This window comes from Polynucleobacter sp. Adler-ghost, assembly GCF_018688495.1.
Lineage (GTDB): Bacteria > Pseudomonadota > Gammaproteobacteria > Burkholderiales > Burkholderiaceae > Polynucleobacter.
Genome location: NZ_CP061320.1, coordinates 191,581 through 210,764 on the forward strand (window position 1 = coordinate 191,581; position 19,184 = coordinate 210,764).

The window sequence follows — 19,184 nt, forward strand, 5'->3', positions numbered from 1 at the left end:
CTGCTGCGAAGAAAGCGGGCAAAGCTGTAAAAAAGCCCGTGGCTAAAAAAGCTGCTACTTCAACAACGTTGAATCCTGCCGCTGCTTGGCCCTTCCCAACTGGCACACGTCCATAAGCTCTGTTTGTAGGCGTGTGAAGTTCAAAGGGATCTCTCACGAGATCCCTTTTTTATTACTACTCTAGGTAATTATTAGCTTTAGAGGGCAAATCCAAATGCGGATTTGAATTGAGCGGCGATTTCATCTTTGCTTATTTGGTGATTTTGTGGTCCCTGATGGGTGATTTTGATCGAACCCATTAAGCTAGCCAATCGCCCAGTGGTTTCCCAATCCATGCCGTTTTCTAATCCAAATAGCAAGCCGCCCCGGAATGCATCACCGCAACCAGTTGGATCAACTACTTTCGCTGCTGGTACCGGCGGAATTGAGATACATTGACCTTCAAAGTAAATGTCTGCACCTTCAGCACCCTTGGTAACGATGAGAGCTTTGACCCTCTCAGCTACTTTTGCCAGGTTCAAGCCAGTTCTTTGCGATAGCATTTCACCTTCATAGTCATTTACGGCCAGATAGCTTGCAATATCTACAAGCTCAAGGAGTTCTGGGCCATTGAACATCGGCAAACCTTGCCCTGGATCAAATATAAATGGAACACCTGCTGCTGCTAACTGATGACAGTGTTCCCACATGCCTTGGCGACCATCTGGGGCAACGATTCCGAATTTGGCAGCACCCTTCATGTTCTTGCTGCGCTCCGTAATAACGGCCGAAACTTGATTTAAGTGAGACTCATTCATGGCGCCTGGATGAAAGGCAGTGATTTGATTATTAGTTTGATCGGTAGTAATCATCGCTTGAGCAGTGAATGCTTGCTCAATCTGACCAATATGCGTTGTATCAATCTGGAGCTGCTTCAGGCGATCCAAATAAGGAGCTGCATCACCCCCGACGGTTGCCATGATGATCGGATCGCCCCCGAGAAGTTTGAGGTTATAGGCGATATTGCCTGCGCAACCACCGAATTCACGACGCATGGTAGGAACTAGGAAGGCAACATTCAAAATATGAATCTGCTCTGGCAGAATTTGATCGGCAAATTTGCCTTCAAAGTTCATGATGGTGTCGTAAGCGATGGAACCGCAGATCAAGCTAGCCATAAATAATTACTTTCTAATAAAAATCAATTGAAATGAGTATGAAATAGGGTTTGCAGTCTATTTTTCAGGGTAAAAAATTCTGACACGATATCCAGCAGCATTTTGCGGAAGTGAAATCAGCAATGCAGACGAAAAGATTTCACCGGCAGGGGCGCCTTGACGTAAAAAATCTGAATGTGACTCTTGCCAAGTAGTCGGTAACCATTCTTGCGGAGTGAGTTGAATCTTTTTGATTTCAGATTCCTCTGCATCGGTGAGGGAAATTTCTAAATTTGGGAATAAAACAGGGATGGCAAGACGATTTTGTACGCCAACTTGTAAAACAGATTGATTTGAAACGTTTTTAAGGCCCTCTCGCACGTTTTCGGTCGAAAGGGTAACCGAAGTTATTTTCCAAGCAGCAAAATCGCTTACAGGGCGATTTACGCACCCTAGTGCATGACATACTTGTTGATCCAACTTCTGTAAAAGAGAAAAACTAGTTCTTGCAATCGCAGAGGAGCTGCCATCAACACGCGTTGCTAATGCTGATAGTAGGAAATTTCTGGAAAGGTGCTCGCCAAAAATAATGAGCAGAATGAAAAAAAGACTGAGAAAAATGAATTTAAGACTTTTTTTTTGAGCCGGAGCAAAAGTATCTCTATTTTTGTCTGCTGAACTTGCTTTAGCATCTTTTGCAAGAAGTGTGCCGTGCAGACAGACCCAGCCTTCGCTTTCCTTCCAAACAGAAAGGCTTAGCCATTGGCTATAGGTTGTAATTACTTCCTCTGCTTGACGCGCAAGCACGCCTGAGAGAACAATTTTTCCACCTGGGCGCATCTTGTTTACCAGCGCTGGCGCTAAAACTTGCAAGGGATTAGCCAAAATATTGGCCATCACGATGTCGTACTTGGTTTCTGCCGCAAGTTCTGGTGCATTTTCATTAGGCAGGACAAAGCGAATGACTACCTTGTTGATTTCTGCATTGCTACGTGCTGCAACCATTGCTTGTGGATCAATATCAGTGCCAACTACTGGCTTGCATCCCAGTTTCGCGGCCGCAATAGCTAAGATTCCGGATCCACAACCATAATCGAGCAAGCTTTGCTTGGCAAGCTGGGTATTTTGTTCAAGCCAAAGCAAGCAAAGATGTGTAGTCGGGTGACTGCCTGTGCCAAATGCCAAACCTGGATCTACCGCCAAACAAATTGCGTTGAGGTCGGTAGGCGCTTCATGCCAAGAAGGCACTACCCAAATACGCTCACCTATCTGAATCGGAGCAAATTGACTCTGGGTTAAGCGAACCCAATCTTGCTCTTCAACAATCTTTTCTTGCGGAGTTGGAAGATTGAATCCCGCTTCCTGAAGGGATGCGAGAAGTTCGGGGATAAAGTTCGCTGCATCAGAATTATCAATTTCTGGATTGAAAAGTGCAGTGACAGCAGATCGATCCCAAGCCTGTACTTCCGGCGATAGACCTGGCTCACCATAGAGTGGATTTTCATCGTAACCGCCAGCAGCATCATCTTCAACAGTAACGGAGAGTGCGCCCACTTCCAGTAAAGCATCACCTAAAGGTTCTGCAATCTCAGCCGGGACCGTGAAAATAAGTTCACGATAGGACATGCTCACCCCAAATGGACATTAACTGACCTGCAACTTAGGGCTTACCGCGACTAGCGGCTTGCTCTTCGAGGCGATGCTCCAAATAGTGAATGCTGGTTCCGCCTTCGATGAAGTTCGGATCAAGCATGAGTTCACGATGCAGTGGCACATTGGTTGTGATGCCATCGATCACCATCTCGGAAAGCGCAATCTGCATACGGCGTATCGCTTGCTCGCGAGTATTGCCATAAGCAATTAACTTGCCAATCATGGAGTCGTAATTGGACGGCACTACATAACCACTATAGGCATGTGAATCGACGCGAATGCCGGGGCCGCCTGGCATATGGAATGAACCAATTTTTCCTGGGCTTGGTGTGAATTTGAATGGGTCCTCTGCATTCAGACGGCATTCGATGGCATGGCCACGGAAAACAATGTCTTTCTGGCGATAGCTGAGTTTTAAGCCGGCAGCAATACGAATTTGTTCTTGAACAATATCAACGCCTGTAATCATTTCGGTGACTGGGTGTTCAACTTGAACGCGGGTATTCATCTCAATGAAGAAGAATTCACCATCTTCATACAAGAACTCAAAAGTACCAGCACCACGGTAAGCAATTTTCCTACAGGCTTCAGCGCAGCGCTCACCAATTTTGGCGATAGCGCGGCGATCAATACCGGGTGCCGGAGCTTCTTCGATCACTTTTTGGTGGCGACGTTGCATGGAGCAATCACGCTCACCTAACCAAATGGCATTGCCATGGGTATCAGCCAAAATCTGGATCTCTACATGGCGAGGCTTTTCTAAAAACTTCTCCATATAGACTTCTGGATTACTAAAAGCACGACCAGCTTCTTCTTTAGTCATATTGACCGCATTGAGAAGAGCAGCCTCAGTATGCACGACACGCATTCCACGACCACCGCCACCGCCAGCAGCTTTAATAATGACCGGATAGCCAACGCGTTTTGCGGTTGAAATAATTTCTTTTGGGTCGCTTGACAGCGCACCCTCAGAGCCCGGAACGCAAGGAACGCCGGCTTTAATCATGGCGCGCTTCGCTGAGACCTTATCGCCCATGAGACGAATTGAGGTTGCGGTGGGGCCAATGAATGCAAAACCGGACTTCTCAACACGTTCTGCAAAGTCGGCATTCTCAGAGAGGAATCCATAGCCAGGATGAATTGCTTCAGCATCTGTCACTTCCGCTGCTGAAATGATGGCCGGCATATTGAGATAGCTGAGTGGTGATGGGGCGGGCCCAATACAGACCGCTTCGTCTGCAAGCTTTACATATTTAGCTTCTTTATCTGCGGTCGAGTAGACCACCACAGTTTTAATTCCCAACTCGCGACATGCGCGTTGGATACGGAGAGCAATTTCTCCGCGATTGGCAATCAGAATCTTATCGAACATGTCGGCTCTGAGTTAAGTAACGGTGGATTGGAATAGATCTAAGGGAGATCTATTAAGCGATGATGAACAGCGGCTGATCAAATTCAACGCCTTGACCGTTTTCACACAGAATTTGTTTAATAACACCCGCTTGCTCAGACTCAATCTCATTGAGAAGTTTCATCGCTTCAATAATGCACAGCGTTTGCCCCACTTTGACTGTGTCGCCGACTTTGACAAAATCTGGAGACTCAGGGTTTGGTGCGCGATAGAAGGTGCCGACCATTGGTGAGCGAGCAACAAAACCAGTTTCAGCTTGCGCTTCATCAGCAGCAGGTGTAGTAACTGGTGCAGCCGCAGGAGGAGCTTGCATTACTTGAGCAGGCGCTGGATTGGCGTATACCACTTGACCTGCAGGGGCTGGAGAGCCGGCATTCACAATGCGAACACGATCTTCACCTTCATTGACTTCTAATTCAGAAATTCCTGATTCAGAAACAAGGTCGATTAGGGTTTTTAGTTTTCTTAGATCCATGGAAAGGCTTCCTCTCTGGTAATTCTTAGTTAATCTTTATTTTTGCAAGCGGGCGATAGCTGCTTGCAGTGCTAATTCGTAACCAATCGCGCCCAAACCGCAGATAACGCCAGTAGCAATATCAGACAGGTAGGAGTGTTTACGAAACTCCTCACGTTGGTGAATGTTAGACAGGTGTATTTCAGTAAACGGTATAGCAACTCCAGCCAGTGCATCACGCAAGGCAACGCTGGTGTGGGTAAAAGCGCCTGGATTAATGATGATGAAATCCACCCCATCTTGTTTAGCCTTTTGAACTCGGTCAATCAGCTCGCCCTCATGGTTGCTTTGGAAGGTGGATAAATCGACTAAGTGGGACTTTGCGATGACACCTAGCTTGGTATGAATATCTTCGAGAGTAGTTTTGCCATAAACCTCTGGCTCACGGGTTCCCAACAGATTGAGGTTGGGGCCTTGGATAACGAGAATTGAAGTATTTTTCGACATAGATCGATATTTTTAGAGGCAGTTAGGTTTTATTGCGGAGATAAAGCTTTTCTCTGAAAACTGCTTATTTAATGAAGAATGCTCCTCATCTTGCTCATAAAGTATACCCCCGGAGTCCCACCTCAAGCCTAAAAATGACACAATAAACTGGCTATTTTTTAAGATTTGAAGCGTAACTATTGCAATTTTTGGCTCAGAAAACGCTAATTTTGACCTAGATGGTGATCACAAAGATCATTTAAAAAGTCTTATAAAGCCGATTTAATTGCACTTCTGAGCTCTTCTTCGCTTATCTTTCCTAATTTACTGCTAGTCGCCTTGCCTTGAGTATTAACAATAACGGTATAGGGAAGCGCCCCTTGGGCATTCCCCATCTGTTTCGAGATATTGCTGCCCTCAAGTCCACCAATCACAATTGGATAAGAAACTGGGGTCTTTTCTAGAAATTCACGAATATTAGAGGGTGAATCGATACCGATGCCTACAAATAAGACATGTTGACTCTTAAACTCTGACTGTAATTTATCCAAAGTAGGCATTTCTTCAACGCAGGGAGGGCACCAGGAAGCCCAAAAGTTGATAACCAAGACTTTTTCGCGCCATTCTTTGGTGTCAACCGATTTTCCATCAGATGTTTGCCAAGGGTTGGTAAAAAAGGCCTTCATTGCAGGATCGTCTGCCGGCTCTGTTCTGAAGATCCATTGCGAAGTCGCCACTCCCGCAGCAAGGGCTACTAGGTTAAATCCAATGATGCTTATCCACTGTCTTCGGTTCATTGCTGCTCCTTAGCTAAAATTGCCCAATGCATATTCATATCTTGGGCATTTGCGGTACTTTCATGGGCGGCATTGCCGCAATCGCTCGGCAGGCCGGACATCGTGTTACTGGGTGCGATGCCAACGTATATCCACCGATGAGCACGCAGCTGGAAGCGCAGGGCATTGAGCTCATTGAGGGATTCTCGCCCGATCAATTATTACAGTTTGAGACGATGCCAGATTTATTTGTAATCGGTAATGTGGTTTCGCGTGGCAATCCACTAATGGAGGCCATTCTGAATCAAGGGCTTCCTTACACCTCTGGACCTCAGTGGCTGGGTGAGCAAGTTCTATTTGGTAGACATGTCTTGGCTGTTGCCGGTACGCATGGCAAAACAACTACCTCCGCCATGTTGGCTTGGATTTTAGAGTTCAATGATTACAAGCCAGGTTATCTCATCGGTGGAGTGCCACTGAATTTCACGGTATCTGCTCGCTTAGGTGAGAGCAAGTATTTTGTAATCGAAGCCGATGAATATGACACAGCGTTTTTTGATAAGCGCAGTAAGTTTGTTCACTATCGCCCACGCACCGCTTTGTTGAATAATCTCGAGTTTGATCACGCCGATATTTTTGCTGATCTTGCTGCAATCGAGACCCAATTCCATCATTTAGTGCGCACCGTCCCGGGTAATGGTCTTGTTGTGGTTAATGGCGAAGAGCCCGCCCTAGAAAGAGTTATTTCCAGAGGTGCTTGGGCGCCCGTTGAAAAATTTGGGCAAGATAAACACAATGTCTGGTCATTAGTTTCTCAAGCAGCGGATGGCTTTATTGTGTTGCAAGATGGTAAAGAGGTCGCCACAGTGACCTGGGCTCCAGACTCGGGAGTCATGGGCCGTCACAATCAACTCAATGCATTGGCAGCCATTGCGTCAGCAAATCATATTGGCATTGCACCAACCGATGCCGCACGTGCTTTAGCTGAGTTCAAAAATGTGAAGCGTCGTTTAGAGACGATTGGTGTCGCAAATGGAGTAACTGTATACGATGACTTTGCGCATCACCCAACTGCCATAACTACCACGGTAGATGGCTTGCGTCGCCGTGTAGGGCAGGCACGAATTTTGGCAGTCTTGGAACCTCGCTCCAATACGATGAAACTCGGGGTGATGAAAGCTCAACTACCCAATAGCCTCGAAGCTGCTGACAAGATTTTTACTTACGGCGCAAGCACTGGTAAAGATTCTTTGGGCTGGGACTTAAATGCAGTATTAGCCCCATTAAATGCAATGAGCGAAAATCGTGCTGCAGCCTTTGATGATCTATCTACTTTGGTTAAAGCTGTTGCAAATGAAGCAAGGCCTGGCGATCATATTTTGGTGATGAGCAATGGCGGCTTTGGTGGGGTGCACCAAAAGATATTGACTGCAATACAAGAGAAAGCAAAGTAATGAGCATGAGACTGAAAGATAAAGTAGCCATCATTACTGGTGCTGCAAAAGGCATTGGTTTTGCAACTGCAAAACGTTTTGCTCAAGAAGGTGCCAAAGTCATGATTGCCGATGTGAATCCCGATGCGGTTAAAGCTGCTACAGATCTGATTCCGGGCTCAGAAGCTTATGTCATGAACGTGACTGATCGTGCAAGTGTTGAAGCGGCTGTTGATCAGATCATGCAGCGCCACGGACGCATTGATATCCTAATTAACAATGCAGGCATTACACAAGATGCACGCTTAGTCAAAATGACAGAAGCACAATTTGATACGGTAATTGATGTCAATCTCAAGGGTGTTTTTAATTGCACGCAGTTGGTAGTGCCGCATATGTTGGAGGCTGGTAAAGGCGCTGTCGTCAATGCTTCTAGTGTTGTGGGCATTTATGGAAACTTTGGACAAACTAACTATTCAGCAACCAAGTTTGGAGTGATTGGATTTACTAAAACTTGGGCGCGTGAATTGGGCCCAAAAGGTATTCGGGTAAATGCAGTTTGCCCAGGCTTTATTGCTACTGAGATGGTGAAAGCGATGCCAGAAAATATTCTGAAAGATATTGAGAGGCGCAGTTGGCTTGGTCGCTTAGGGACTCCTGAAGAAATGGCGAACGTCTATTTATTCTTAGCAAGCGATGAAGCTAGCTATGTGAACGGTGTTGCACTTGAGGCCAGTGGCGGGATCTCCCTCTAAGCATGCATCTTTTATATGAAGAGGGTGGCGACATCAAGGTCGCTACGGTTCAGTCTGCTTCGGGCGCTGGAGATGCTGAATCATGGCAAGCAACTAGTCTTTCTGGGAAAAAGATTAAGTTAAAAGCCAAAGAAGTTTGGCTCCGTTTTGAAAAGCCAGAACCGCAAGTCTTAATGGATGAGGCAAATATTTTATCCAAAGAGATTGATCTGCAGTTCTTATGGGATTGCGCACCTGATGAAGAGTTTGGCTTATTAGATGTTGCTCATGAGTACTTTGGCGCACAAGCCAGCGTACCGCAACAGACTGCATTAGCCATCGCCTTGCAAAGTGCGCCAGTATTTTTTCGTCGTAAAGGGCGTGGACGTTTTCAAAGGGCGCCACTAGAGCAACTGCAGGCTGGTTTGGTTGCGCTTGAGCGCAAGCAAAAAGAATTAGAGCAACAGACTGCATGGCAGCAAGAACTGGTGGCTGGGGTGTTTCCAGAGATGCTTCAATCTCAGGCAAATCAACTTCTGTTTTCTCCGGATAAAAATACCTCTGCCTATAAAGCATTAATTGCAGCATGTACTGAGTCAGGAGAATCACCTGCGCAGCTCATGATCCGCTGTGGCGCGATTGACTCACCTTTGCAATATCACCAAGGGATGTTCTTAAAAGCGCATTTCCCTCAGGGCGCTGCACATGACCTAAGTTTGGCGGTTGATCAAGCTGCTTTAGATGCTGCTATTTCAGAATTGCCTATCGCTGAAGTCACTGCGTTCTCAATAGATGACTCAGGTACTACTGAAATTGACGATGCTTTATCAGTTACTGCGCTCGAGGGTGGCGGACATCGTATCGGTATTCATATTGCGGCCCCTGGTTTAGTGATTACTAAGGATGACGCTTTAGATAAAGTTGCACGCATACGTATGTCTACGGTGTATTTCCCTGGCGACAAAATTACGATGTTGCCTGATCAGGTGATTACTCAGTTCTCATTAGATGAGGGTGCTGCTCGCCCAGCTTTATCGATTTATGTAGATATTGATGCGGCTGGAGTTGTGGATAAAGAGACTCTGCAGTTACGCGCTGAGATGGTTCCGATAGGGGCCAATCTTCGCTTGGAGAACTTAGAGCATTTGGTGACGGAAGAAAGTTTGGCCGATGAATCTGCTGAGTATGCTTATCGTCAAGAGCTCAGTGTTTTGTGGGCAGCGGCAAAGTTATTGCATGCAGGGCGCCAGGAGCAGCGTATAGCTAATGGATTGCGTTCTGAGCAATTAGGGGTCTTGGATCCCAATGCCTTGGCAAGAGACTTTCATTTTCAAATTAAAGAAGTTGATGGTGCGCAGCGAGTGGAGATTACTCCTCGTCAACGCGGCTCCATTCTCGATACCATCGTTGCTGAGTGGATGATTTATTGCAATAGTGCTTCAGGACGTTTATTGGCAGATCATGGAATGCCTGGTTTGTTCCGTACTCAAAAGGGCTGGGGCCCCTTACGCACGCGTATGCAGACAACCCCCGGTCCACATGAAGGATTGGGTTTGGAGTATTACGCTTGGTGTACTTCGCCTTTGCGCCGTTACTCAGATTTAGTGAATCAGTGGCAGTTAATCGCTATAGCAAAACATGGCATTACCGCCAAAATGGTGGCACCTTTTCCTCCACGTGATGCTGCATTAATGGGTATCGCCGCCGACTTTGAAGCTTGTTATTCAGCCTATGGTGAATACCAAGATCGCCTTGAGAAATATTGGTGTTTGCGCTGGATTGCTCAAGATGAAGTTCCTAGACAAGTCTTTGTGAGGCATCTCAAAGAAGGGATGTCTCGAGTAGAGTTAGTCCCATTGCATCTTCCAGTTCCCGAGTTGGCGGCCCATCCACGTATGACTCGAGCTGAAGTGAGTGTGGCTGATGTAGACCTATTGCAGCTCACTGCCGGGGTTCGGGTTCTTCATATAGAAACTCCAGAAGTTCCTGAGGGTGATGAAAGTTCCATCTAAGCTGACGCAGCTAGTAGGTCGTTTAAATGGTATTTGGCGACGCCACCCATTTCGCTATGCCCTTGGCCTCTCAATTTTGTTTCATCTGATCTTTTTATCCTTCCGCTGGGGTCTAGGAGAAATAGAAAATCGTCGTCTGAATACACCACTCAGCGTTGTCTTGGTGAATGCTAGTAATCAAGTCGCACCCAAGCAGGCCAATAAATTAGCCCAAGCAGATTTGCATGGAGGCGGCAATACCTCCAATCAAGATGCTAGTGCGCTCCATCAGGCAAGACTCGGTGCCGATGCCCGCCTCGAGGTTTTGGAAAAACAGCAAAAGCAAATGCTGGCCAAGCTTGAAGCGGATCGAGCGCTCTCGGGCGGTCGCAAAAGTGGAGATGAGAAACTAGCAACATCCCAGCTGAATTCTTTAGAGGCTGAGCTAGCTAAGCGTTTGCAAGCCAATGGTCGAGAACCTCGTCGTAAGGTCTTGACTGGAGCCAGTACCAAGGCAGTTGTCTTTGCGCAGTATTACGATGCCATGCGCCAAAAGATAGAGGCTTATGGCAGCGCATTTTTCCCGCGTGCTAACGGTCGCCCTTTGTATGGCAGTCTGGTGATTGTCGTTAGCGTGGATTCCCAAGGACGCATTGCCAATAATGCTCAGGGTAAGGATGGTTTGAGTATTGGAAGAAGCTCTGGTAATCCCGAGTTGGATCGCCAGGCCCTAGCGATTATTCGTGCTTCTGCCCCCTTTGGCGCTTTCCCTGCAGAAATGCGTCAGCAGATTGATGTCCTAGATTGGGTTTCTACTTTTGATTTCACGCGGGATGGATCTGATCGCCTAGATTTGCGTCCTTAATTCAGAGGGCATCACGCAATTTCGCTTATCCTGTAGTTACTATGAGTCAAGTCACTTCTGCCCAATTGCATACTGATCCCACCCAATTTCCTGGTGTGGATGTGTATGTGGTTGCCGGTAATCCGATCGCACATAGTAAATCACCCGCCATTCATAAACGATTTGCTGAGCAGTCAAATCAAAAAATGCATTACGGGCGTTTACAGCCTGAACTTGGTGAATTCAAAACCGCTGCGCAAGCTTTCTTTGCTGCTGGCGGTAAGGGTATGAATGTTACTGTCCCATTTAAGTTGGACGCTCAGGCTCTGGCAGATGTATTAACACCGCGTGCGCAGCTAGCTGGCGCTGTCAATACTTTGCGTATTGAAGATGGAAAAATATTTGGTGACAACACGGATGGCGCTGGCTTAGTTAGAGACTTATTGGCTCAGGGTATTCAGATTCAAGGCTCCCGAATTTTATTGCTGGGAGCAGGTGGCGCTTCTCGCGGAGTGCTAGGTCCTTTGCTAGAGAAATCGCCCGCAGAGTTAATTATTGTCAATCGATCCAATGCTAAGGCCCAGGACTTGGTTCAATTATTTAGCGATTTGGCTCTCTCTCTACAAGTTATATTGACAGCAGCAACTTTGAACGAACTGGAAGATGTAAGTAAGACCACATCTCCTTTTGATCTCATTATTAATGCTACTGCTGCAGGTCTATCGGATGAATCTCCTATCAGCGATGCTGCGGCAAGCAATGTATTTACTCCCAAGTCTTTTGCCTACGACATGGTCTACGGCAAAGTCACTGCTTTGATGCAGCAAGCACTGCATCGCGGTGCGCGGGTTAGTGATGGTTTGGGTATGTTGGTTGAGCAAGCTGCAGATGCTTTCTTAATTTGGCGTGGTGCTCAGCTGACTGATGCGATTAATTCTCGCGCTGTATTGGCAGAACTTCGCACTTCCTAATTCCTAGCTAAGCTTGAATGCGTTGGCTTTCTTATCTTCTGAAATGTTTAGTGGGTGGCTTTATTGCCATGCAAATGTACTTTGTCATGCAGATTGGCTTATGGGTAGTTCTTGATCCTAGCAGCACTGCATTTCAAAGGGCTGAACGTTGGCGTCTTTGTGGTCTGTCATGGCCTTGCCCAGTGCAGTCATCTTGGGTTCCATACGATAAAATCTCGGCCAATCTCAAGCGTGCTGTTTTAGTGAGCGAAGACGATATCTTCTTTCAGCATATGGGTGTTCGGGTTGAGGATATGAAAAAAGCATGGGCTAAAAATTCACAACTCAATCAACAGGGTAGTGGCAAATCCAAAACTGCATTGCGTGGGGGCTCTACGATCACACAGCAACTAGCAAAGAATCTTTTTCTTTCTTCTGAGCAGAATTATTTTCGCAAAGCTCAGGAGCTCATCATTACGGGCTTATTGGAGGTAATGCTGCCTAAGCAACGTCTTTATGAAATCTATTTAAATTCAGTGGAGTGGGGCGAAGGCATTTTTGGTATTGGCGCAGCTTCTCAGCATTACTACGGTATTAAGCCAGCATCACTTGATCGCGAACAGGCAGCAGCTTTAGCATCAGCTTTACCTGCACCGAAGTGTTTTGACAAAGTGCAGTACTGCCGTAAGGCTAATATTCATTTCCCCACACGACAAGACTTTATTCTAGAAAATATGGACAGGGTCGCTTTGGCGCCTATTCAGAAACCAAAAGCGCGCTAGCCTTACTTATTACTTGCAGTTCTTAACGCATCTCTCGTTGCGATGGCCACTGTTCTAGCTGCCTCAGCAAAATCATGATTAGCGCTTGCATACAAGATTGCTCTAGAGGAGTTGATCATCATGCCCGAGCCTGGCTGGTTAGGTATGCCGCCAGCTTTAACAGTGGCATCAATATCGCCACCTTGAGCACCAATGCCCGGAATGAGTAAAGGCATCTCACCAACAATCGCTCGCACCCGAGCAATTTCTTCAGGGAAGGTTGCCCCAACTACCAAGCTAATTTGTCCAGAGGTATTCCACTGTTGTGCAGCGAGTTTGGCAACGTACAAATATAGCGGTTCACCATTGGGCGAAACATTCAAGAACTGAAGGTCCGAACCTCCTGGATTTGAGGTGCGACATAAAACAATCACGCCCTTGCCAGCGTGCTTTAGATAAGGCTCGATGGTGTCAAAACCCATATACGGGTTCACAGTGACAGCATCAGCGCCATAGCGCTCAAACGCCTCTAAAGCGTAGTGGTCAGCTGTACTGCCGATATCCCCGCGTTTGGAATCGAGGATGACGGGGATGTGGGGGTATTTATCTTTAAGGTAGCGAGTCAGTTTTTCTAGTTGAGCTTCGGCTCTTTGGGAGGCAAAGTAGGCGAACTGGGGCTTAAAGGAACAGGCGGTATCCGCAGTAGCATCGGCGATCTCGCGGCAGAACTCAAAAATCCCCTCAGGCTTACCCTGAAATACAGCAGGCAAACGCTTGGGATCTGGATCAAAGCCCACGCACAACATACTGCCTTGGGAAGCCCACGCAGACTGGAGTTGTTGGGTAAAGGTATTTGAGCTAGAGTTCATTAGGATTAAGCTTATTTTAGTCAAACTGTCATGAGCTATAGGATAAACTAGCGACCATTCCTTAGGAGTTCACCATGATCAACTTGTTCGTCCTGCAAAATGGCCGCCTCTCTCAAGAGCAAGTGGAAGATCGCAATGAATTGTTGCAATACTCCAACCCTATCTGGATCGACGTTGTAGACCCTGAAGAGGAAGAACTCCTGTGGATTAAAGAGGCTTTTGGCGTTCTCTTGCCTGAATTGGATGATTTGGGTGACTTAGAAGCTTCTGCGCGTTATTTCGAGGCGGATGATGGCCACCTTCATATTCGTACCGATTTCTTATTAGACGAAGAAGAAACCTCTCGCAACGTGCGAGTTGCTTTCGTGATGACCAAGCAAGTTTTGTTCTCTATTCATGACGAAGATTTGCCAGTATTCCGCTTGGTGCGTTTGCGTGCCCGTTTGCGTCCAGGATCAGTCAGTAACGCGAAAGACGTTTTACTTGACCTGTACTCCACTGATGCTGAGTATTCTGCTGATGCCTTGGAAGAGGTTTATGAAAACCTCGAGCAAGCAGGTAAGCGCGTTCTGCAAGATGACATCACCGATCACGATGCAGAAGAAGTGCTCGAAACAATTGCTAAGGAAGAAGATACCAACGGACGTATTCGTCGTAATGTGATGGATACTCGCCGTGCATTGTCTTTCTTGATGCGGAGCAAATTATTATCTGATGAGCAGCAAGAAGAGGCGCGTCAGATTCTGCGAGATATTGATTCATTAGAAAACCATACTGCGTTCTTGTTCGATAAGATTAACTTCTTGATGGATGCGACAGTTGGTTTTATTAATTTGAACCAAAGTAAGATCATCAAGATCTTCTCGGTGGTGTCGGTTGCCTTAATGCCGCCAACATTGTTAGCTAGCGTGTGGGGAATGAACTTCCGCTATATGCCTGAACTAGAGCAGACCTGGGGTTACCCAGTTGCCATTATTTCTATGGTGATTTCAGCGATGATTCCATTGGGCTACTTCCGCCACAAGGGTTGGTTAAGCTCACGCTAATTCTGTAGTGCTACCTTGTTATGCGTTTTTGGGTTTAAGTAATTCCAAAAAGTGAGAAAGCGCAAAATCACGCGCTTGTTCTCGCACTACTTGACGATCGCCATTGAAGTGTTTGGTGAGCGTGACAGTATTCATCACATCATGCCCAATATTTTCTTTGACCGCCCAGCCAAAGCAGACGGTGCCAACCGGCTTTTCTGCTGAGCCACCTGTTGGACCAGCGATGCCGGTAATCGAGATCGCAGCGTTGACATTGGCATGACGTAGTGCCCCCTCGGCCATGGCTTTGGCGACCTGCTCGCTCACTGCGCCAAAAGATTCAATCGCTTCCATTGAAACATCTAAGCATTCTGATTTGGCGGCATTGCTGTAGGTGACATAGCCTCGCTCAAGCCAATCACTGGAGCCTGCTAGGTCTGTTAGTGTTGCGCAGACGAGGCCACCAGTGCAGGACTCTGCCAAGGCAATTTTCCAGCCCCGGTTCATTAAAGTCAGGGCAATAGCTCTGGCTAGTTCATGCTGAGGATCATTATTATTTTTCATGAGATGTAGCTCAATCCAATAGGTAAAAGCATCATGGTGAGCAGTGTAAAAAATGCTGCAGCAAGATCATCTGCAATGATTCCGAAGCCGCGCCATAGTATTAAGCCAACACTGGATGGAGATGAGTGATCACCATTCTCTACATGTTTAAAGTACCGATCAATCATTCCGATCGGACCGGGTTTCACGGCATCAAAGAATCGGAATAGTGCAAATGCCAACATCTGCATCCATAAGTTTGCTGGCATGATGAATATCAATACAAGCCAGAAAGCGACTACTTCATCCAACACAATTCCACCAAAATCTTTTTCCCCTAACTCTTCGCTGACTTGTCCGCAGATCCAGCAACCTAGAAGAATGCCTGCGCCAATAACCCACAGCCATGCTTCGGTAGATAGAAAATATTCGCCAAGTAAGAATGCGGCCCATGCCCACAGCGTTCCTGCAGTGCCGGGTGCAAATGGTGCTAGACCACTGCCCATACCGAATGCAATAGCGCGGCTGGGTTTGCTAAATACCCACTTGAAGCTGGGGGTAAATCCGGAGGAGCTTGGCGTATTAGTTTGGGTATTCATGCGAAGTGATCAAAAGATTTCAGTAGTAAACCCGCTTCTTGAGTATCCAATTCTTTTCCATCGTTACCGACGATGTGTATCTCAGGTGCCGAGGATTGCATGGATTTGATGCTGCCAATTTGGGTGAGTGGAAGATTTAAGTCCTCACTGATTTTGGTGATCGCATCTCTTGAACTGCTTGCTGCAGTAAAACATAGCTCGTAATCATCACCACCAGTCGCTGCGTATTGATTCTGAATAGTTTGCGATTGCTTACGCAATGTTGTCGATTTTGGGATTCGGTCTAAGAAGATTTCTGCATCCTTGCCTGATTGCTTGAGGATATGCCTCAGATCACCCAACAGGCCATCAGAGATATCTAGAGCAGAATTGGCAATGCCTCTTAAGGCAATGCCTAAATGAACTCTAGGGGTGGGTTGATGCATGCGAGCCTCAATGATTTCCAAATCCCCGTTTTTTAATTCCAACTCATGACGCAGTGCAGCAAGGGCAAGTCGGGCATCACCAACGGCACCGGAAACCCAAATGTCATCACCTGCCAATGCCCCTGTTCTACGAATGGCCTCGTCTTTTGGGATGCTGCCAAAAGCGGTGATACAAATATTGAGTGGACCAGCGGTAGTGTCGCCGCCAATGAGTGGACAAGCAAATTGATTGGCGATGGTAAATAAACCTTTGCTAAAGGCCTCTAACCAAGCTGAATTTGCCTCAGGCAGTGCCAGTGCGAGTGTGAAACCCAGCGGCCTAGCGCCCATAGCCGCTAGGTCTGAGAGGTTGACTGCTAGGGCTTTCCAGCCTAGCCACTCTGGATTAGCGTCTGGAAAAAAGTGTCTGCCACATACCAACATATCGCTGGTAATAGCAATTTCCTCAGCGGGGTCAGTTTTTAGTAGTGCGCAATCATCGCCAATCCCCAGCTTTACTGAGCCGGGGTTGCTGACAAGCATGAGTTCCGACTGCGTTTTAAAGAAACGCTGAATGAGATCAAATTCGCCGAGCGAGGAGGTTTGAGATTGCATGCCCCATTTTATGGCTCTTGGGACTCTTTCATCTGAGAGGAATAGAATTAGAAGCTTGAATACGTCTGATTGATGAGTGAACTAATGAGCAAACCAAGCAATAGCAGTAAAGAACAGCAAATAGCGGATTTAAGGGCGGCTGCTCTTCACTATCATGAGTTTCCAACTCCGGGGAAGATTGAAATCGCCCCAACGAAGCAGCTAACCAATCAGCGTGACTTGGCCCTAGCTTATACGCCAGGCGTTGCTGCGCCTTGCGAGGAAATTGTTAAAGATCCCGCGAATGCTTTCAAATATACCGCTCGAGGTAATTTAGTTGGTGTGATAACCAACGGTACCGCAGTATTGGGTCTAGGAAATATTGGCCCATTGGCTAGTAAGCCGGTGATGGAAGGTAAAGCAGTTCTTTTTAAGAAATTTGCTGGCATTGATGTTTTTGATATTGAAGTTAATGAAAACGATCCAGATAAATTAGTTGAAATCATTGCAGCGCTCGAGCCTACTTTTGGCGGTATCAACCTAGAAGACATCAAAGCCCCAGATTGTTTTATTGTTGAGCGCAAGTTGCGAGCACGTATGAAGATTCCGGTCTTTCATGATGACCAACATGGAACTGCAATTGTGGTTGCTGCTGCGATTCTGAATGGCTTAAAAGTAGTCGGTAAAGATGTCGCTAATGTGAAATTAGTCACTTCTGGTGCTGGCGCTGCTGCATTAGCTTGTTTAGATTTATTAGTTGACCTTGGTATCCCGCGTAAGAATATTTGGGTTACTGACTTAGTTGGTGTTGCATACAAAGGTCGTCAAGAATTAATGGATCCGCAAAAGGAGCCGTTCTGTCAGGAGACAGATTTACGCACTCTAGATCAAGTGATTGAAGGCGCTGATATTTTTTTAGGCCTTTCAGCTGGCGGTGTTCTGAAGCAATCGATGGTGAAGAAGATGGCTGATAAGCCATTGATCTATGCCTTGGCAAATCCAACTCCTGAGATTCTGCCTGAGGAGGTAAAGGAAGTTCGTCCTGACGCGGTGATGGCAACTGGCCGTACTGATTACCCAAACCAAGTAAATAACGTGTTGTGCTTTCCATTTATCTTCCGCGGTGCATTAGACGTTGGCGCTACCACCATCACGCGTGGCATGGAAGTCGCAGCGGTTAAGGCTGTGGCGGAGTTGGCACGTGCTGAGCAGAGCGAAATAGTGACCTCGGTATACGGTATTGAGAACTTGTCTTTTGGTCCGGAGTACTTAATTCCGAAGCCGTTTGATCCGCGTTTGATTACCGTCATCGCACCCGCTGTTGCTAAGGCGGCCATGGAGGACGGCGTAGCTCTGCGCCCAATTAAAGACTTCGATGCTTACCGCAATCAATTACAACAATTTGTGTACCACTCCGGTACTTTGATGAAGCCATTGTTTAGCATTGCTAAGGGAGTGCCTGCCGCTCAAAAACGGATTGTGTTTGCTGAAGGTGAGGATGAGCGCGTATTGCGTGCAGTACAAATCATTATTGATGAGCATTTAGCAACACCAATTCTGATCGGTCGTCCTGCGGTAATTGAGCACCGCATTGACAAGTTCGGATTACGTATTAAAGCGGGTGAAGACTTTGAGATCGTGAACCCAGAGAGTGACTCACGCTTCCGTGATTTCTGGCAAACGTATTTAGGCTTGACTGAGCGTAAGGGTGTTACCGAATCTTTTGCTAAGCTAGAAATGCGTCGCCGCAATAGCTTGATCGGATCCATCATGATTAGTAAAGGCATGGCTGATGGCATGATCTGTGGCACCGTTGGCAATTTAGCAACCCATTTGAAGTACATCGATGAGGTGGTCGGTCAAGAGCCGGGTGCCAATGTGTATGGCGCCATGTCTGGATTAATTTTGCCGGGTCGCCAAGTCTTCTTGGTCGATACCCATGTGAATATCGATCCAACAGCAGAACAATTGGCTGAACTCACCTTGATGGCTGCAAACGAAATGCGTAAATTGGGCATAGCGCCTAAGGTGGCGCTCTTGTCCCATTCCAACTTCGGTTCAAGTAGCGCTCCATCTGCAGTCAAAATGCGTGACGTTCTCGCTTTGATTCAAAAAGCAGACCCTAGTCTTGAAGTGGATGGTGAAATGCACGGTGATAGCGCTTTGGATGAAACTATTCGCGCCGGTGCGGTTACTTCATCACCGCTAAAAGGTGATGCTAATTTGTTAGTTCTGCCAAATATTGATGCTGCCAATATTTCTTACAACTTATTGAAGACGGCTGCCGGTAACGGTATCGCAATCGGACCATTACTTTTAGGGGTTGCTAAGCCAATTCATATTTTGACGCCAGCAGCTACAGTGCGTCGTATCGTCAATGTGACTACCTTGGCGGTAGTTGAAGCTGCAAGTAACGCTAGAGGGGCGGCCTAAGACCTGGGGATGGGCCTTTATTTATGTTAGTTAGCATTAACTAACATAAATAATTATTATATAAATCAATGGTTTATATAAAATGTAC

The 19,184-nt window shown here is 46.7% G+C and carries 18 protein-coding genes and 1 pseudogene; 8 read left to right on the plus strand and 11 right to left on the minus strand.

The window, feature by feature from the left end; translation table 11 throughout:
• Positions 1 to 197: 197 nt before the first annotated feature.
• The 7 genes and pseudogenes from ICV89_RS01060 to ICV89_RS01085 form a co-directional block, all read right to left on the minus strand.
• A complete protein-coding gene (locus ICV89_RS01060; protein WP_215308919.1) occupies positions 198 to 1,157 on the minus strand; it encodes a carbohydrate kinase family protein in 960 nt (319 codons plus the stop codon).
• Positions 1,158 to 1,214: 57 nt separating this feature from the next.
• Positions 1,215 to 1,616 carry a DUF3426 domain-containing protein gene (locus tag ICV89_RS10900; RefSeq protein ID WP_251370929.1) on the minus strand — a complete coding sequence of 134 codons (402 nt, stop codon included), beginning with the start codon at positions 1,614 to 1,616 and terminating at the stop codon, positions 1,215 to 1,217.
• 225 nt (positions 1,617 to 1,841) lie between these two features.
• Positions 1,842 to 2,762 (minus strand): annotated as a pseudogene (gene prmA, locus ICV89_RS10905) (50S ribosomal protein L11 methyltransferase); the annotation flags it as partial.
• 34 nt (positions 2,763 to 2,796) lie between these two features.
• On the minus strand, positions 2,797 to 4,161 hold the full coding sequence (accC, locus tag ICV89_RS01070) for an acetyl-CoA carboxylase biotin carboxylase subunit (RefSeq protein WP_215308923.1): 1,365 nt from the start codon (positions 4,159 to 4,161) through the stop codon (positions 2,797 to 2,799).
• Positions 4,162 to 4,213: 52 nt separating this feature from the next.
• A complete protein-coding gene (accB, locus tag ICV89_RS01075) occupies positions 4,214 to 4,675 on the minus strand; it encodes an acetyl-CoA carboxylase biotin carboxyl carrier protein (protein ID WP_215308925.1) in 462 nt (153 codons plus the stop codon).
• 36 nt (positions 4,676 to 4,711) lie between these two features.
• Entirely contained in the window at positions 4,712 to 5,161 is a 450-nt protein-coding gene (aroQ, locus tag ICV89_RS01080) for a type II 3-dehydroquinate dehydratase (protein WP_215308927.1), read from the minus strand.
• 248 nt (positions 5,162 to 5,409) lie between these two features.
• Positions 5,410 to 5,937, minus strand: a complete 528-nt coding sequence (locus ICV89_RS01085) for a TlpA disulfide reductase family protein (RefSeq protein WP_215308929.1) — start codon at positions 5,935 to 5,937, stop codon at positions 5,410 to 5,412.
• A gap of 26 nt (positions 5,938 to 5,963) precedes the next feature.
• Between ICV89_RS01085 and mpl the strand changes: the two genes are divergently transcribed.
• Genes mpl through mtgA form a run of 6 tightly spaced genes read left to right on the plus strand, consistent with a single transcriptional unit; the run spans position 5,964 to position 12,650 of the window.
• Positions 5,964 to 7,370, plus strand: a complete 1,407-nt coding sequence (mpl, locus tag ICV89_RS01090) for a UDP-N-acetylmuramate:L-alanyl-gamma-D-glutamyl-meso-diaminopimelate ligase (RefSeq protein ID WP_215308931.1) — start codon at positions 5,964 to 5,966, stop codon at positions 7,368 to 7,370.
• A 5-nt stretch (positions 7,371 to 7,375) separates the two neighbouring features.
• Positions 7,376 to 8,104 (plus strand): 3-oxoacyl-ACP reductase FabG, encoded by a 729-nt coding sequence (gene fabG, locus ICV89_RS01095; protein ID WP_215310273.1) that lies wholly within the window; start codon positions 7,376 to 7,378, stop codon positions 8,102 to 8,104.
• 2 nt (positions 8,105 to 8,106) lie between these two features.
• Positions 8,107 to 10,095: a ribonuclease catalytic domain-containing protein gene (locus ICV89_RS01100; protein ID WP_215308933.1), complete on the plus strand. Its 1,989-nt coding sequence runs from the start codon at positions 8,107 to 8,109 to the stop codon at positions 10,093 to 10,095.
• Positions 10,079 to 10,939, plus strand: a complete 861-nt coding sequence (locus ICV89_RS01105) for an energy transducer TonB (RefSeq protein ID WP_215308935.1) — start codon at positions 10,079 to 10,081, stop codon at positions 10,937 to 10,939. Before ICV89_RS01100 ends, ICV89_RS01105 begins: the two co-directional genes overlap by 17 nt.
• A 41-nt stretch (positions 10,940 to 10,980) precedes the next feature.
• Positions 10,981 to 11,889: a shikimate dehydrogenase gene (aroE, locus tag ICV89_RS01110; RefSeq protein ID WP_215308937.1), complete on the plus strand. Its 909-nt coding sequence runs from the start codon at positions 10,981 to 10,983 to the stop codon at positions 11,887 to 11,889.
• Positions 11,890 to 11,906: 17 nt separating this feature from the next.
• Positions 11,907 to 12,650 (plus strand): monofunctional biosynthetic peptidoglycan transglycosylase, encoded by a 744-nt coding sequence (mtgA, locus tag ICV89_RS01115; protein WP_215308938.1) that lies wholly within the window; start codon positions 11,907 to 11,909, stop codon positions 12,648 to 12,650.
• 2 nt (positions 12,651 to 12,652) lie between these two features.
• On the opposite strand, the gene pyrF is transcribed toward mtgA, so the two are convergent.
• Positions 12,653 to 13,498 carry an orotidine-5'-phosphate decarboxylase gene (gene pyrF / locus ICV89_RS01120; RefSeq protein WP_215308940.1) on the minus strand — a complete coding sequence of 282 codons (846 nt, stop codon included), beginning with the start codon at positions 13,496 to 13,498 and terminating at the stop codon, positions 12,653 to 12,655.
• Positions 13,499 to 13,572: 74 nt separating this feature from the next.
• Here pyrF and corA point away from each other — a divergent pair, with 74 nt between their 5' ends.
• The gene (corA, locus tag ICV89_RS01125; protein ID WP_046329509.1) at positions 13,573 to 14,544 is read left to right on the plus strand and encodes a magnesium/cobalt transporter CorA; all 972 of its coding nucleotides are present in this window, start codon (positions 13,573 to 13,575) and stop codon (positions 14,542 to 14,544) included.
• Positions 14,545 to 14,562: 18 nt separating this feature from the next.
• On the opposite strand, the gene ICV89_RS01130 is transcribed toward corA, so the two are convergent.
• Genes ICV89_RS01130 through thiL form a run of 3 tightly spaced genes read right to left on the minus strand, consistent with a single transcriptional unit; the run spans position 14,563 to position 16,684 of the window.
• Complete coding sequence (locus ICV89_RS01130; RefSeq protein ID WP_215308943.1) at positions 14,563 to 15,087, minus strand: CinA family protein; 525 nt, start codon at positions 15,085 to 15,087, stop codon at positions 14,563 to 14,565.
• Entirely contained in the window at positions 15,084 to 15,665 is a 582-nt protein-coding gene (locus ICV89_RS01135; protein ID WP_215308945.1) for a phosphatidylglycerophosphatase A, read from the minus strand. Before ICV89_RS01135 ends, ICV89_RS01130 begins: the two co-directional genes overlap by 4 nt.
• Positions 15,662 to 16,684: a thiamine-phosphate kinase gene (gene thiL / locus ICV89_RS01140; protein WP_215308946.1), complete on the minus strand. Its 1,023-nt coding sequence runs from the start codon at positions 16,682 to 16,684 to the stop codon at positions 15,662 to 15,664. Before thiL ends, ICV89_RS01135 begins: the two co-directional genes overlap by 4 nt.
• Before the next feature lie 84 nt (positions 16,685 to 16,768).
• Between thiL and ICV89_RS01145 the strand changes: the two genes are divergently transcribed.
• Complete coding sequence (locus ICV89_RS01145) at positions 16,769 to 19,096, plus strand: NADP-dependent malic enzyme (RefSeq protein ID WP_215308948.1); 2,328 nt, start codon at positions 16,769 to 16,771, stop codon at positions 19,094 to 19,096.
• The last annotated feature ends 88 nt before the right edge of the window (positions 19,097 to 19,184 follow it).

What these genes read in the sequence shown, in the direction of transcription:
- ICV89_RS01060 (WP_215308919.1), bottom strand. Translation starts at nt 1,157, where the DNA reads ATGGCTAGCTTGATCTGCGGTTCCATCGCTTACGACACCATCATGAAC.
- accC (WP_215308923.1), bottom strand. Translation starts at nt 4,161, where the DNA reads ATGTTCGATAAGATTCTGATTGCCAATCGCGGAGAAATTGCTCTCCGT.
- accB (WP_215308925.1), bottom strand. Translation starts at nt 4,675, where the DNA reads ATGGATCTAAGAAAACTAAAAACCCTAATCGACCTTGTTTCTGAATCA.
- aroQ (WP_215308927.1), bottom strand. Translation starts at nt 5,161, where the DNA reads ATGTCGAAAAATACTTCAATTCTCGTTATCCAAGGCCCCAACCTCAAT.
- ICV89_RS01085 (WP_215308929.1), bottom strand. Translation starts at nt 5,937, where the DNA reads ATGAACCGAAGACAGTGGATAAGCATCATTGGATTTAACCTAGTAGCC.
- mpl (WP_215308931.1), top strand. Translation starts at nt 5,964, where the DNA reads ATGCATATTCATATCTTGGGCATTTGCGGTACTTTCATGGGCGGCATT.
- fabG (WP_215310273.1), top strand. Translation starts at nt 7,376, where the DNA reads ATGAGACTGAAAGATAAAGTAGCCATCATTACTGGTGCTGCAAAAGGC.
- ICV89_RS01100 (WP_215308933.1), top strand. Translation starts at nt 8,107, where the DNA reads ATGCATCTTTTATATGAAGAGGGTGGCGACATCAAGGTCGCTACGGTT.
- ICV89_RS01105 (WP_215308935.1), top strand. Translation starts at nt 10,079, where the DNA reads ATGAAAGTTCCATCTAAGCTGACGCAGCTAGTAGGTCGTTTAAATGGT.
- aroE (WP_215308937.1), top strand. Translation starts at nt 10,981, where the DNA reads ATGAGTCAAGTCACTTCTGCCCAATTGCATACTGATCCCACCCAATTT.
- mtgA (WP_215308938.1), top strand. Translation starts at nt 11,907, where the DNA reads ATGCGTTGGCTTTCTTATCTTCTGAAATGTTTAGTGGGTGGCTTTATT.
- pyrF (WP_215308940.1), bottom strand. Translation starts at nt 13,498, where the DNA reads ATGAACTCTAGCTCAAATACCTTTACCCAACAACTCCAGTCTGCGTGG.
- corA (WP_046329509.1), top strand. Translation starts at nt 13,573, where the DNA reads ATGATCAACTTGTTCGTCCTGCAAAATGGCCGCCTCTCTCAAGAGCAA.
- ICV89_RS01130 (WP_215308943.1), bottom strand. Translation starts at nt 15,087, where the DNA reads ATGAAAAATAATAATGATCCTCAGCATGAACTAGCCAGAGCTATTGCC.
- ICV89_RS01135 (WP_215308945.1), bottom strand. Translation starts at nt 15,665, where the DNA reads ATGAATACCCAAACTAATACGCCAAGCTCCTCCGGATTTACCCCCAGC.
- thiL (WP_215308946.1), bottom strand. Translation starts at nt 16,684, where the DNA reads ATGCAATCTCAAACCTCCTCGCTCGGCGAATTTGATCTCATTCAGCGT.
- ICV89_RS01145 (WP_215308948.1), top strand. Translation starts at nt 16,769, where the DNA reads ATGAGCAAACCAAGCAATAGCAGTAAAGAACAGCAAATAGCGGATTTA.